The organism is Prosthecobacter sp. (genome assembly GCF_046154365.1).
Taxonomy (GTDB): domain Bacteria; phylum Verrucomicrobiota; class Verrucomicrobiia; order Verrucomicrobiales; family Verrucomicrobiaceae; genus Prosthecobacter.
This window is the reverse complement of record NZ_JBJXFV010000124.1, coordinates 28,846-42,817: the sequence shown is the minus strand read 5'-3', so window position 1 is coordinate 42,817 and position 13,972 is coordinate 28,846. Positions and strand designations below refer to the sequence as shown.

The following is a 13,972-nucleotide window of genomic DNA, read 5'->3' as shown; positions in this document are numbered from 1 at the left end:
ACAGACCTACCAACGTCAGGTCACACGCCAAGAGCATGCGATCGGCAACGTGTACCACTTCACCGGCCCCTTGCTGCGCCGCATGACCGCCGAGCAGATGTGGGACAGCTTCATCACCCTCATCAATGCTGATCCCGACATGCCAAACACCGTCGCACGTGAAAATGCGTTGCAGCAGGTGCTCCAGGCAAAGAAATCCGTCGATGCCATCAACACCATGCAGCCCGAGGAAGTCCTCGCTGGTGTCCAAAAAGCCGCAGACATCTACAAAGGCCAAAAAGATGCCATCACCCAGCTGCAGACCAAAATTGGCGAGGCCACGAAGAAATCCCAGCAGGCTGAAGCCGTGGCCAAAAAGGCAGTCGGTGCCGACATCGAGCCCGCCAAGGCCGCCGCAGTCGCTGCGCGTGAGGAACTCCAGAAAATCCGTCAGGAATACCGCACCGTCACGCGTGATGCCCGCGCCGTCGTCGCACGTGATGTGATGATCCCGTCGCAACAACGCCTGTATGCCAAAGTCACTGGCAAACCACTCGCCACCGCCTCTTTAACAACCACCACCGCTGGCGGTGAAAGCATGATGATGATGTCGGGCAACGCCGAGACCATCCGCATTCCAGGCTACGATCCCGTCTTGCTCACTCCCGAGGAGAAAAAGGCCGCCGAGGCCAAACGCCACGCCGCTTACGCCATTGAGGCCGACTATTTCGGCATCCCGGAAAAAGAGCGCTCGAACTACTACCGCAGTCGTGACGAGATCCAACGCAACTGGCTCCGCGCCGCCGAATTGCCAAGCCCGGCACCGCGCGGTCACTACTTGCGTGAGTTTGGTCAAAGCGATCGCGAGACCATCGAGAACGCCAACAACGAAGCCAGCGTGCCACAAGCACTCGCCATGATGAACGGCAGCCTCCTGCCGCAGATCACCAGCAAATACAGCCAGCTCATGCTCTCAGTGAGCAAGGCACCGTACCCCGATGAGAAAGTCGAGGCCCTCTACATGACGCTCCTCAGCCGCAAACCCACCGCCACGGAGCGCGAAACCTGGCTGCAAGCCCAAACCAACGGCCTCACCGGCATCGAAGACCTCGTCTTCAGCCTCCTGAACACGCAGCAGTTCATTTTTGTGCAGTGAGTTGGATTTCAATCGCCATCTCCAGCAGCGCGTCCATCATCTTCACGGAGGCCTGAGGTTCGAGATTGTTCGTGCCGGGCCAGGTTTCGTAGCCACCGAGTTCAAAATGACGCGGGGTGGGCATGTACCCGTAGTAGCCGTTCGCCAACTCAACCATGAACGACTTCGCAAAGGGGCTGCGCTTGCGGAACTCCACGCCGGTCTCGGCAAAGGTCTCGCACGGCGAGGATCCAATGCAGATGTCGCCGATGCGGAGGATCTGAGCCGGAAATTTGGTCTCAGGGCTGGCTTTTGCGAGGCGCTGCACGCGTCCGGCATACGCCAGCGGTAGATCGGCTTTGCCACCTTGGATGCGCGGAGCCTTCGCTTCGGTTTCTTTGGCCCAGGTGATGAGTTCATCGGGGACCTTGCGCCACTTCACGTCGAGTTCGCGATACCGTGCGGCAAGCGGGGCGCTGTTTTGCCATGTCAGTTTAGCCAGTGCGCCGTTCACCTTTGCAGCCACATCTTCCGCGACGTAGCGCATCTGCTCATACGGCTTCTTGCCTGGCTGCGGATTGCGGAAGTTGATGTTGTTTGCGTCGCCGCTGGTGCCATTGGCCATCATCGCAACGAAGGGCGGATAGTCGCCGCCGCTGGCTTGCAGTTTCTTCAAAGCCTCACAATACACGCCGTAGTAGTCGGCAGAAATGTCCGCGCTGGTCACCCCGCCAACGTAATGCAGCGAGTAGGCCGAATAGACCGAGACCAATCTTCCGCCAACCTCACGCAACGCAATGAAGCTCACCGTGGGATCGGGCTCGCCCGCTGGCTCGACGAGCGCCGGATTGCCCGCGCCTGGATTCATCTTCACCTTGTCGATCTTGCCGAAGGGATTCGGTGGCATGGAGCCTTCCTTGAGAAACCAGCGGCGGATATGCACATGCTCCGGCACATCCACCGTGCCAAACGCGATCTCTGCCGGGCGCAGCAGATTCACCGCACGCCGCACGCCATCGGCGATGCGACGCACGACGAACTTCTGGTAGTCCGTCAGCTCCAGATCCGAGAAGTAGCCCCGCACCGGCCCACCGAGTGCATTCACCGCCGAGTGCGTGTGCGTGCCGCTGATGAGCACATTCGCCGCCGGGATACCGGTTTCCTTTTCGATCAACTCCCGTGCCTTCAGCGACACACTGCGGTGCAGCCCCAGCAAATCACACACCACCAGCGCGAGCTTCGTTTTGCCGTCATCGAGCACCAGGCAACGCGCATGCAGTTCGTCATGAATGTGCGTGCAAGGATACGGCGAGAAACCGCCCACGACCTCACCACCGAGTTCCGGCGTGATGTTGGACGTGGCTGCTCCTGCCATAAGCGGAGCCTTGGGGGCATCGACGGCGAAAACGGAAGCGGTGACGAATAGAGCGAGCAGGATGGTGCGCATGAAAGCAATACAGCTCCAGCGTGAGCATTTTGTCGCGCATTGGCAAACTCACCAGACTCACCCAAACAATTCCATCACCGGTTTTCCGCCGTCCACGATGGGGATTGGGCGATTCTCGCGGTTCGTGAGCATGAGATCGGGATCAATGCCGAGTGACCAGTTGATGGTTTTAGCGAGGTCTTCGGGCGATACCGGTTTGTCGTCGGGATAGGCGGCTTCTTTGTCGGACTTGCCATAGACGATGCCGCCACGCACACCTGCACCAGCAATGAGCGCCGGGAAGCAGGTGCTCCAGTGACCGCGGCCCCAGGTGGCGTTTGGAATCGGCGTGCGGCCCATTTCGCCAATGGCGATGACGAGTGTCTCATCGAGCAAGCCGCGTTCATCGAGATCGGTGAGCAACGCGGAGCAGCCTTGATCAAAGGTGGGCAGCAGGTGATCGCGCACATCGTCGCTGTTACGATGCGAGTCCCAGCCGTAGCCATCGGGGCAGTCATAATGCACCGTGACGAAACGCGTGCCCGCTTCGACCAAACGACGTGCCATGAGGCAACTTTGGCCGAAAAGATGACGCCCGTAGCGATCCCGCATCGATTCAGCCTCAGCTCGGATGTTGAGAGCACTGCTCGTTTTGTCCGAGGAGATGAGCGCCATCGCTCGCTTGCGGTGCAGGTCCATCGCGTCGCCATCGCCCATGTCGAGACGCGTGCGCACAGCTTCAAATTGATCGAGTAAACCGACACGCTCCTGGATTCGGCTCACAGGGATCACGGGCTTCAGGCCTTCGATTTCATAGCTCAGTTCGCCATCCGCACAGGCACGCCAGTAGGGGTTGTCCTTCACTTCCTTCTTGTCGATGACGGTCGTCATCGGGTTGTAGGCCTGACCGAGCCAGCCCGCATACTCGCCGGGGCGGATGTATTGGCCGCGATCCTGCAACTTGCCGAGGCGATTTGGCAGCACCGCATACGAGGCGAGATCGCGCTCCATGCCACCGGGCAGTTTTTGGCCCAAATGCTCCACCACGGAGCCCATCGACGGCCAATCCTGCGGCGTGGCCGAAAATCCACCGCCCACCGGCAGATGCCAGCGATGTCCGGTTTGCAGATAATGCCCCGCGCCGCTGTGGTCATTGTAGGTGTGCGTCATCGAGCGGATGACCGCGTATTTGTCCGAAATCTTGGCCAGTCGCCCCAGATGCTCGCTGATGAGCAGGTCAGGAGTTTGGCTCTTGATGGGCTTGAAAGGGCCACGCACCTCGCGCTTCGCATCCGGCTTCATGTCAAAGGTCTCTAGCTGGCTCGGACCACCAAACAGGAACAAAAAGATCACTGACTTCGCCTTACCGCCCGCAAAAGCCTGCTGCGCCTCCTGTGCCGCGAGCAGTCCCGGCAGCGTCATCCCAAACAACCCAGCGCCACCAATCTGCAACAGCTCACGGCGCGTGACGCCGGAGCAGTTGGTTCGTGATGTGCCGTTGATGGTGAGCATGAGGTTAGAACTTACGTGCGGAGGGAGGCGAGCTTTTCATTTGGCCCGTGGGAGCTTCCACGATGCGCCGTAGAGACCACTGGCGCTGGATTTTGCGACTTCGTGCGTTCCAAAAGTCGCTGGTGCGGTGAAGGCTCCGGCGATGATGAGTTGGTCAGGCGCGCGAAAGGTGATGGGGTAGGCGCTGTCGTTGAGTTTGCCGCCAGCCTGCTCCACCCAGGTGAGACCGCCTTGGTCATCGAAAGCCGCGATGAAGATGTCGCCGCTGCCGCGGGTGGTCAGGACATGACCGGCGAGCGCGGTGTCTTGATTGAAGTCGCCGCAGACAAACGCGGTGCCGTGATCGTCCGTGGCCACGCCGAGACAATAATCAGTGCCTGGACCGTGCAAATGACGCGCCCACTGCGCTTTACCGTTGGCATCGAGATGCACGATGAGGCCATCGTTGTCCTTGTCACCACTGCTTTGGAAGGTCTGGCCTGCGACACTCACGCTTCCTTTGAACATGCCGACAGCCCACACGCGGCCCGATGAATCGCAGGTAATCTCATGGTATAGGGCGCTCGGTGTGCCGGGGATGACGCTGGCCCATACGGCATCGCCTGCGGAGGTCAGCTTGACGACGAGCGCGGCGGTGGTTTTCGACTCGATGCTGACCTTGCCAAAGGCACCGCTGCCCGAGGCATTGCCACCGAGGTAGATATGGCCCGCTGCATCCACAGCGATGCCGTGACCGCTACCCGAGCCTGTGCCGGAACTAGCGCGATGCCACAGTTCGTGCCCTTCGGGATTATACTTTGTGCAAAAAACCTGCCGCTCGATGACGCCGGTAACGATGATGTCACCCTGGCCATCAACTGCAATGCCGTGCCCGTAGTCCGAGCCTGCACCGCCAGCCGTGCGCACCCAGAGAATTCGACCATCTGGGGCAAACTTGGCCGTGAACACATCGTAGTTGCCTGCATTCGGCAGGGGTTTTCCGTTCACGATTGCATCAGTGCTCTCGAAGTGGCCGGTGACATACGCATTGCCCGCAGCATCCGTCGCCACACCGTAAGCGCGGTCCGTTTTGCTTCCGCCAATGCTGCTGACCCACTGTGTCTTGCCGTTGGCATGGAGTTTCACCAAGCACATGTCCATGCCACCTGCGCTGCGATGGTGCTGATCACCAAAGGTGGCATCGCCCTCGGATTCGGAGGCCAGGAAGACATTCCCTGCACGATCTGTGGTCACGCCGCGTGTCTTGTCATGTCCGGCACCACCACCTGGGAAGACCCACTCGCACACGGGAGGCTCCGCAGAGTGCAAGTGGAGCGAGATCAGAGCGAGGACGGAGAGGCAGAGTTTCATGGCATGAACAAACGCTGCGGACGGAGCTGTTTTCACGCGCATGCATTTTTGATGTGGTTTCAGCATCCATCACGCCAGCACCTCGCGGATCACATTGCCATGATCGATCTCCAAGCGCTTGCGCCCCGGCACCTCCAGCGCACGCAGATCAATGCCGAGCAGATGACAGGTGGTGGCGTGCAGGTCGGTGATGTAGTGGCCTTCGCCTTGCGCGTGGTAGCCGAGTTCGTCCGTCTCGCCATGCACGGTGCCGCCTTTCGTGCCGCCACCGGCAAACCAGATGGTGAAACCGTGCGGATGATGATCTCGCCCGTCCTTGTGTCCGCTACGCGTCTCCATGCCGGGGGTGCGGCCAAACTCGGTGCAAAACACGACGAGTGTTTCCTCCAACATGCCGCGCTGCTTCAGATCGCGCAGCAGGCCGGCCACAGGCTGATCCACGCCCTCGCAGAGGCCCGTGTGATTCTCCTTCAGCTTCGAGTGCGAGTCCCAAGTGCCCGTATTCGACGGATACACCTGCACGAATCGAACTCCGCGCTCGACGAGCCGACGCGCGGCCAGAAAGCGCTCGCCAGCGCCCTTGGTGGACGGTTTGTCGATGCCGTAGAGCTTGCGCGTGGCTTCTGATTCGCTCTTCAGATCCAGCGTCTCCGGCACGGCCATCTGCATGCGGAAGGCCAGTTCATACGCGTGGATGCGTGCGCGCAACGAGGTGTCCTCGGGATACTCGACAGCGGTGAGTCCATTGAGTTTCGCGATCAGATCATACTCACGTCGTTGCTCCTGGGCTGTCTGCCGCGAGTCGCGTCTGCCAAAGGGCAGCGGATTGTTTGGATCGAGAGTCAGTGGCACAGCAGCGTGATCGGGGCCGAGGTAGAGCGAGTCAATCGAGAGCCGCTTTGTCGAGTCAGTGGGCCCACCGAGCACGACAAACTTCGGCAGGTTTTCATTGAGTGTGCCGAGGCCGTAATGCACCCACGAGCCAATGCAGGGCTGCTGTTCATCGAGCCGATGACGGCCTGTGTGCAGTTGGTTCTCGGCGAAGTGATCGTTGTCCGTCGTCCACATGTTCCGCACGAAGGCGATGTCATCCACGCACTTGGACAGATGCGGCCACCAGTCGGTGATCTCCACGCCGCACTGGCCCTGTTTGCTGAAGCCGACCTGCATCGGATAGATGCTCGGATAGACATCGCGCTTATTCACCTCCTGCGCCGTCACGGAGCGGAAGCGCTTGTGATGCTTGTCCGACTTCAGTGGATTTTCGAGCGGCGTTTTGTCGAAGGTCATGCCCGCATACTTCGTGAGCGCCGGCTTCGGATCGAAGGTCTCCACGTGGCTGTAGCCGCCCGAGAGAAAAATCCAGATCACCGACTTCGCTTTCGGCACGATGGGCGTCAGCACGGGCGCGGCCCTCACGATGCCATCACTCATCAGTATGCCACCCAGCGCCAGCCCCGTGAACCCCATGCCCGCATCTGCGAGGAAGCGCCTGCGACTGATCTGGCCGCATGGGAAGTTGGATCTGTGAGATGCATTATTCATGGCTGGAGCCAATCACCGCACGGTGACGAAGTCGTTATGGTTCAATAGTACGCGCACCAGGCTTTCCTTGCTGCCGTCCTTCAAAAAGGCACGGCACGAGGCCAGTTCGTCTGCGCTCGGTGCGCGGCTCAAAACATGCTCGAAAGCAGCAGTAACGAAATCTGGAGCCTCCAATCCTATCTGCCGCACCAACGCCGCGCTGTGATCATGCACCAGCTTGCTGTTGGTGAGCACGAGCGCCTGCTGCGGCAGCACGCTGCTGGTGCGGCGGTAGCAGTCCGTCGGCTCCGGTGCGTCAAACATCGCCGCCATCGCGCTGCGGCCACCGGTTTCAGGATGACAACTGAAGTAGAGACTGCGCCGTGCGCTGATTTCGGACTCGGTGTTCTCAAGCTCCTGTCCGCCGAATCTGGCATCCAGCGCTCCCGCAAGATGCAGCACGCTGTCGCGCACGACCTCGGCTTCCATGCGTGATGGATTCATGCGCCAGAGGAATCGGTTGTCTGGATCACGCTGCAGATTGGCTTCGCTCGCCACTGCGGAGTGACTCGCCCGCCGATACGCGTCACTGGTGACAATGAGCCGATACAGATGCCGCATGCTCCAGCCATTCTCCATCAATTCCGCCGCCAGCCAGTCCAGCAGTGCTGGATGCGTCGGCAGCTTGCCATTGCGGCCAAAATCAAACACCGACGGCACCAACGGCTCCTGGAAATGCCGCATCCACAAATGATTCACTGCCACACGCGCCGTCAGCGGATGATCCCGACACGTGAGCCACTCCGCGAGTGCTTTGCGCCGTCCGGTGCTCTGATTGGGAAACGTCATCGTCATCGATGTATAGCTGTCGGGTGACTTCGGTTTGTCGCGCTCGGCTTCGGCTTTGGTCAGGGCAGCCTTCGCCGTAGTCACGACTTTCATCGCTGCATCGCGGCCTTTTTCATCGGCGAGAGTGGCCATGTGTTCAGCATTCAAAAGCGCGGACTGCGCAGTGGCCACCGCAGCCTCTCGTTCTACCGCTGCTGCTTTGAGCGAGAGCTTGTGAGCGTTCGGTGTGCCGCTGATTTTGGCCTGATCCGCTGTGATTCGTGCGATGGAACTCGCCAGCTCCGCGCGTGCGGCCTCGAGTGCGGCACGCGCCTTGGGCGTGCTCAGCGCCAGCAACTCCTCCTCCGCCTTCGTCACCGCATTCAGTCGCAGCGTGAGTTCCGTCGCTTGAATCGCAGGCCGCAAGCCGGGATGCACGGAGCCCTGTGGCAGGCTCACGGGTTGAATCGAAAGCGACCCAAGAAACGCTGGCACACCCGCAGTGAGCGGAGCCTTGTTCTCGACGCGATTGCGCTCATCGCCGCCGGTGTAGAACCACGTCTTGGCGTCGAGTTGCTTGTCAAAAACGCGCACGGCACCCTGGCGGTTCGGTTTGCGCTGCGTCACATATTGATACTCCTGAAAAGGCCCCGGATCAGCCTCGCCCGGCCAGCGATCTTGACGGATGCCCAGCGGCTCGAAGAACGCGCGGAAGCGAAAATAGTCTTGGTGCGAGATGGGATCATACTTGTGATCGTGACAGTGCGCGCAGTTGAAGGTGAGGCCGAGGAAAGCCTTGCCGGTGTGCTCGATGGTGTCGCGCATCCATTGGTTCGGATTCAGCGCATACCAGTTCCGAATCAAGAACCCCGTCGCCACCGCCGCCTCGTCATCCAATGGAGCGATCTCATCTGCCGCGAGCATTTCCGAGAGCATGCGGTCGTAGCCTTTGTCCGCATTCAACGACTTCACGATCCAGTCCCGCCAGCGCCAGATTTGCGGCGCGCTGTTCCACACATCATTCGCACTGCGCCGGCCATACCAGTCGCTGTATCGCCACACATCCATCCAATGCCGTGCCCAGCGCTCGCCATGGCGTGGATCATGAAGCAGACGATCCACCACGCGCTCATACGCATCCGGTGATGAATCGCCGAGAAACGCATGCAACTCATCGCGAGACGGCGGCAGGCCGATCAGATCGATGTAAACTCGCCGCAGCAACGTGGCGCGAGACGCTTCTGGCAGTGGCACGAGTTGATTTGCCACTAGCGCTTCATTCACGAACGCATCGATCGCATTCCTGCCAGCCGCCTTCGGCAAAGCCGACCGCCGCACACTTTGAAACGCCCAATGCTGCTTCGGATCGGCCTCCGGCACTTCATTGGCCTGTCCCGGCGCTCCAGCATCGATCCACTCCCGCAGCATCGCGATCTGCTCCGCTGAAAGCGCCGCCGCCTCCTGTGGCATGCGCTTGTGCTCATCCGACGCGGACACACGCTCGATGATGAACTTCGCTGCCGATCCCGATTTGCCGCCCTTCAGCAAAAGCTGCACCGTGTCCAATCGCATCCCCGCCTTCTGCTTCAGCCCGCCATGGCACGCATAGCACTTCTGCTTCAGCAGCGGCTTGATCTGCGTCCCATAATCCACCGCCGCCCCTGCACGCGGCGCGACCGCGAGCAGCATACAAATAACGGCAGAATGACGCAGGTTCATAACTTCCAACACATACGCTGGCCGAAGGGCAAACTCGCTTTGGCGAGGGCAAAGCTGTCCTACGCCGCAGGTTCCAGCCCCGTGAGTGATCCCGTGCTGCTGCCAAACTTGTCCGCCTCGATGCCCAGCCGTTGCAGCATGCTCACATACAGGTTCGAAAGCGGCGGACAGTTCTTTGGATCGAAAGCGAGGTGCTGGCCGTATTTGAAGCCGCCACCGGCCAGGATGACCGGCAGATCCTTCGTCGAGTGGCTCGCCGCGCTGCCGAGATTGCTGCTGAAGAAAACCATCGTGCGGTCGAGCAGCGTATCGCCTTCTTCTTTCGTCTGTTTGAGTTTCGTCAGCAGCTCCTGCACCAGCTTCATCTTGCCCAGCTCCACTTTCTTGAGCTGCTCGATCTTCGTCGGATCCTGGCCGTGATGCGAGAGATCGTGATGCCCCATCGTCACGCCTGGAACGAGCGGCACGTTGCTTGTTCCGAGCAGCAACATGTTCACCAGCCGCGTCGAATCCGTCTGTAGGGCGAGGTGCGTGAGTTCAAAGAGCAGCTTCGTTTTTCCTAGCAAGTCGGCGGAGTTCATGTTGTTCTGCAACGGCTTGGCATCGACTTTCGGCTTCGGTTTGAGTGCCCACTCCTGCGCCGTGACCATGCGCTGCTCCAACTCGCGCACGCTGGTGAAGTATTCGTCCACTTTCTCGCGATCCCGCGCGCCCATCGCTGGGGCCATGCGCTTCGCCTGCTCACTCACGGTGTCGAGGATGCTCTTCCCATTGCGCAGCCGTCGCGTCTGCGCCTCGACCTCATCGGGTCGGCCTTCGAGGAACAAACGCGCGAACACACTCGCCGGCCACAAGTCCGGCGGCACCAGCGCCCCGCTGCGTGTCCACGACAGGCCGAAGCCTTCCGCCGAAAGCGATAAACTCGACACGCGCGTCAGCCCTCCGATCTTCTGCGCCGCGAATTGATCGAGCGAGATGCTGTTCCGAAAGCCCGCGCGGATCTCGGGATGCGGAGCCGCCGTGAGGAAGCTGTAGATCGAATCATGGCTCGATCCCACATCCGGATGCGACAAGCCCGAGATCACGCTGAAGTCATTTTTGAAATCCGCCAGCGGCTCCAGATAAGGCGTGAGCGCATAGTCTTTGCCCGTTTCCTTCGGATACAAATGCGGTGTGTGCAGCCCCAGAGGCGTGCAGATGCACACCATACGCCGGATTGGCTGCGCATTCGTCGCCGCACGACCTCGCGGTGCGTAGCATTCGAGAAATGGCAGGCCGAGTGTGACGCCTGCACCTCGGAGGAAATGGCGGCGAGTGAGTCGGGTCGTATTCATAATGCCTCAAACGAAGCCGGGACGCGCGTCCTCGCGGCACCTGGCATGATTCCCCACGCGTGTTTGCCTATTTGAATCCCCGTGCCCGCACCGCTGACTTCCCGAAGGCCCGCCGCTTCACCCTCACCGAGCGGCTGGTGAACCACAGCCTTGATGCGCTGGACTGCGCGCTGGACGCCGACTTGCTCTCTGCCATCACGAAGATCGATGCAATAGGCCGCATGACGGGGCGGCCCTCAATGCTTCATCAGCACCTACCGGCCACCCCGCCTATGGCGTCTTTTCCCTGAGCGTTGGCAACGCGATCAGGGCGCGGGGGCGCAGGTTAGGTGACCTCTTGGCACGGGCGCGGCAGGGACTTCCCCGCCGTGCATCTGGCTGACTGTTAAGGCGGGCCGCCTTGGGGCCACACTCACCGCACCACCATGACACACCGGAAGCCGTAGCTGTTGTCGCGATAGCCAGACGTGTCGTGACTGCGGTAGGACGAGAGCAGAGCGCCGCGGTCGTGGTCGGCGAACGAGGCACCCCGCAGCACCCGGTCGGTCTTGCCTGCGTTCCACCAGTCCTCCACCCACTCCCACACGTTGCCGCCCATGTCGTAGAGGCCGAGCTTGTTCGGTTTGAAGCTCATGACGGGCGCGGTGGTCGGGAAGCCATCGGTGTAGTCTTTCATGCCCGGCTCCGTGGGGAACTTTTCTGTCCAGGCGGTGTCGCCATAGTTCCCGGCTTTGTCCTTGGTCTTCGGCGGATAGTCATCTCCCCAGGGAAACTCCGTCTGCTCTTTACCATTGAGCATCTCCGGCGTGATGCCCTTGCCGTGTTTTTCTTTGCGCCCGAGGCCAACGGCGATGCTCCATTCTTCATCCGTTGGCAGGCGGTAGGTCTTGCCTTCCTTCTTGCTCAGCCATTCGCAGAACTTCTGCGCGTCTTCCCAGCTCACGCCGACGACAGGATGGTCGTCTTTGTCGCCGCAGGGGATACCATTGCGCTGCTGGGTCTTCCATGCGCCGTCCACGCCTGATGCGTCGGTGGCATACGCCGCGTAGTCTTGCCGCCGTGTCTCATGGATGCAGAACAGCACCTCGGTGCCTTTCACCGGGAGGAACTTCATGCCCAGGGTGTTGGAAATGCCGTCTTTGAGCGCGAGCATGGCGGCCGGATTCAAGGGTAGGGCGCTTGGTCCCCCAAGCGCAGGGTTTGGCGTGGTCGCAGCCGTGGCGACACTCGCGGCGGCTGGAGGACCAGCCGCCCTACCATCACTGAGCACCTCACGGTACCCGCGCACCACCTTCGCATCGGCCAGCCGATCACCTTTGGCGAAGTCGCTCTCCATTTGCGCCAGCCGTTTGTCCAGCGGCTCGGTGAGTAGCTTGAGATTCGCGGCGCGAGTCGTGGCGAGCTTGACGTAGGCATCACGGTAGATCGCACGCAGTGCTTTGAGGCTGGCGGGGGCCTTTTCGTCGTCGCTCTCCGGCACGGGCTGTTTGTCAGTGACGAGTTTTTGCTCCGCTTCCAGCGCCAGGATACCATCGAGATGCCCGGCGGCTTTTTCCTCGGCGATCTTCTTGCCGATGCCGCCGAGGTAGCTGCTGTTCAGCTTTGCCAGATCGGCGTCAAAGGGCGCGGTGACGCGCTCGGCTTGGAGTTTGATGAAGGTGGCATCCAGCGCGGCGAGTTCCGGCGGGAGTGCCGGAGGACTGGGAGATGGGGAGACTGTCAGACTTGGAGCAGCGGTTGGCGGTGCCGCTGGAGCCTGCGCCACGACGACGGGCGGTGTTGGCGCTGTCATCACCGGTGTGGCAGCCACAGGTGTAGCTTGGCTCTCCAGAACCGAGGGTTTGGCAGTGCTAACACTGGGTTTGGGCGGCTCTACTTTCGCTGGTTCAGGTGCTTTCGCGATGACGGCGGGCTTTGGCTCCGGCTTGGGCGCTTCGGCGACTTTGGCGGGCGCTGCTGCTGTAGCCGAACTCGCCAGAGTTTGGGGCTTGGGTGCCAGCGGTGCCGCTGACTCGGCTTTGGCAAGCCGAGCTACGTCCGGCTGCTTGCCACCGCTGAACAGGATGAATGCGCCAACTGCCAACACTGCCGCCACACCGATGAACAACGGCACCTTGGACTTTGGCGGTGCTGTAGGCGTGGCCGCCTGACGTAGGATGGGTGTGGCGTTAGCCCGCCCGTCGGTTGCGGCACCGCCAGCAGACGGGCGGGCTGTCGCCACACCCATCCTACTTCCCGGCGGTGGCGTCTGCGGCATCTGCGCACTCGAATAACGCTGCAAGTCCGGCGCTGGCACCGCTGGCATCAAGAGGCTGTCGAGATGCTGCCGTAGCTCCGTGGCGCTGCTGTGGCGCTCCTCGCGGTCCACCTGCATGGCTTTGAATACGATCTGGTCAAAGCGCGCATCCAAACCATGCACCAGAACCGACGCTGGCTTGAACGCACCACGCGGAATGTTTCCTGTGAGCATCTGGTAAAGCATCACACCCACCGCATACAAGTCGGCGCGGCCATCGACAGGCATCCCTGGAATCAGCGCCTCCGGTGCCACAAAGTCCGGCGTGCCCACGGCCATGTTGCTCTGCGTGTAGCCACTGTCATCATTGGCCATCTTCGCTAGGCCGAAGTCGGCCACTTTCACGCGTCCCTGCGTATCTACCATGATGTTGGCGGGCTTGATGTCCCGATGAATGAGGCCATTGGCATGCGCATACGCCAGCGCCTCACACACATGCGCGGTGATGGCGTGCGCGTGCTCCGGCGGCAGCCGCCCAGAGGCACGGATCATCTGCGAGACATCCGTGCCCTCGACAAACTCCATGATGATGTAGAGCAGGTCGCCGGGCGTCGCCCCCGCATCATACACGCTGATGATCCCTGGGTGGTTCAGCCGCGCCATGGACTCCGCCTCAGCTTTGAAGCGCTCGGCAAAGTGCATGTCATTGTCCTCAATGCTCGGTGGCAGCACTTTGATGGCGACTTCACGCTTCAGCGACTTCTGCCGCGCCCGATACACCGCGCCCATGCCGCCACGTCCCAGCAGGCCGAGGATTTCATACTGTGGCAACTCGGGAGCCAGATCTCCCGGCGTCGGTGGCTGCCACGGTTTGCCTGGAGTGCTTGCAGGAATGGAGGAGGACATGCGGGCGGGAATTGGCAAGATTG

Annotated in this window: 9 protein-coding genes; 2 read left to right on the top strand and 7 right to left on the bottom strand. The window is 61.0% G+C overall.

Annotation, left to right across the window (positions count from 1 at the left end; translation table 11 throughout):
* Positions 1-1,135, top strand: a 1,135-nt coding sequence (locus ACKVY0_RS16395) for a DUF1553 domain-containing protein (protein ID WP_409215903.1), incomplete at its 5' end; no start/stop codon positions are given.
* On the opposite strand, the gene ACKVY0_RS16390 is transcribed toward ACKVY0_RS16395, so the two are convergent.
* The 6 genes from ACKVY0_RS16390 to ACKVY0_RS16365 all read right to left on the bottom strand — a co-directional run bounded on the left by ACKVY0_RS16390 (position 1,119) and on the right by ACKVY0_RS16365 (position 10,807).
* The gene (locus ACKVY0_RS16390) at positions 1,119-2,561 is read right to left on the bottom strand and encodes a hypothetical protein (protein ID WP_409215902.1); all 1,443 of its coding nucleotides are present in this window, start codon (positions 2,559-2,561) and stop codon (positions 1,119-1,121) included. The two genes, ACKVY0_RS16395 and ACKVY0_RS16390, sit on opposite strands and share 17 nt — an antisense overlap.
* 57 nt (positions 2,562-2,618) lie before the next feature.
* Complete coding sequence (locus ACKVY0_RS16385) at positions 2,619-4,052, bottom strand: DUF1501 domain-containing protein (protein WP_409215901.1); 1,434 nt, start codon at positions 4,050-4,052, stop codon at positions 2,619-2,621.
* Between the two features lie 36 nt (positions 4,053-4,088).
* Complete coding sequence (locus ACKVY0_RS16380; protein ID WP_409215900.1) at positions 4,089-5,402, bottom strand: SBBP repeat-containing protein; 1,314 nt, start codon at positions 5,400-5,402, stop codon at positions 4,089-4,091.
* A 69-nt stretch (positions 5,403-5,471) separates the two neighbouring features.
* Positions 5,472-6,947, bottom strand: a complete 1,476-nt coding sequence (locus tag ACKVY0_RS16375) for a DUF1501 domain-containing protein (protein ID WP_409215899.1) — start codon at positions 6,945-6,947, stop codon at positions 5,472-5,474.
* Between the two features lie 12 nt (positions 6,948-6,959).
* On the bottom strand, positions 6,960-9,443 hold the full coding sequence (locus tag ACKVY0_RS16370; protein ID WP_409215898.1) for a PSD1 and planctomycete cytochrome C domain-containing protein: 2,484 nt from the start codon (positions 9,441-9,443) through the stop codon (positions 6,960-6,962).
* 89 nt (positions 9,444-9,532) lie between these two features.
* Complete coding sequence (locus ACKVY0_RS16365; RefSeq protein ID WP_409215897.1) at positions 9,533-10,807, bottom strand: DUF1552 domain-containing protein; 1,275 nt, start codon at positions 10,805-10,807, stop codon at positions 9,533-9,535.
* A 59-nt stretch (positions 10,808-10,866) separates the two neighbouring features.
* On the opposite strand from ACKVY0_RS16365, the gene ACKVY0_RS16360 reads away from it, so the two are divergent.
* Positions 10,867-11,097, top strand: coding sequence for a hypothetical protein (locus tag ACKVY0_RS16360; protein ID WP_409215896.1), 231 nt, complete (start codon positions 10,867-10,869; stop codon positions 11,095-11,097).
* 122 nt (positions 11,098-11,219) lie between these two features.
* Here ACKVY0_RS16360 and ACKVY0_RS16355 read toward each other — a convergent pair whose 3' ends face one another.
* Positions 11,220-13,949 (bottom strand): protein kinase domain-containing protein, encoded by a 2,730-nt coding sequence (locus tag ACKVY0_RS16355; RefSeq protein ID WP_409215895.1) that lies wholly within the window; start codon positions 13,947-13,949, stop codon positions 11,220-11,222.
* Between the last annotated feature and the right edge of the window lie 23 nt (positions 13,950-13,972).

Bases quoted from the DNA above. Each gene is read 5' to 3' on its own strand.
- ACKVY0_RS16370 (WP_409215898.1), bottom strand. From the start codon at position 9,443: ATGCTGCTCGCGGTCGCGCCGCGTGCAGGGGCGGCGGTGGATTATGGG.
- ACKVY0_RS16385 (WP_409215901.1), bottom strand. From the start codon at position 4,052: ATGCTCACCATCAACGGCACATCACGAACCAACTGCTCCGGCGTCACG.
- ACKVY0_RS16380 (WP_409215900.1), bottom strand. From the start codon at position 5,402: ATGAAACTCTGCCTCTCCGTCCTCGCTCTGATCTCGCTCCACTTGCAC.
- ACKVY0_RS16355 (WP_409215895.1), bottom strand. From the start codon at position 13,949: ATGTCCTCCTCCATTCCTGCAAGCACTCCAGGCAAACCGTGGCAGCCA.
- ACKVY0_RS16390 (WP_409215902.1), bottom strand. From the start codon at position 2,561: ATGCGCACCATCCTGCTCGCTCTATTCGTCACCGCTTCCGTTTTCGCC.
- ACKVY0_RS16375 (WP_409215899.1), bottom strand. From the start codon at position 6,947: ATGAATAATGCATCTCACAGATCCAACTTCCCATGCGGCCAGATCAGT.
- ACKVY0_RS16365 (WP_409215897.1), bottom strand. From the start codon at position 10,807: ATGAATACGACCCGACTCACTCGCCGCCATTTCCTCCGAGGTGCAGGC.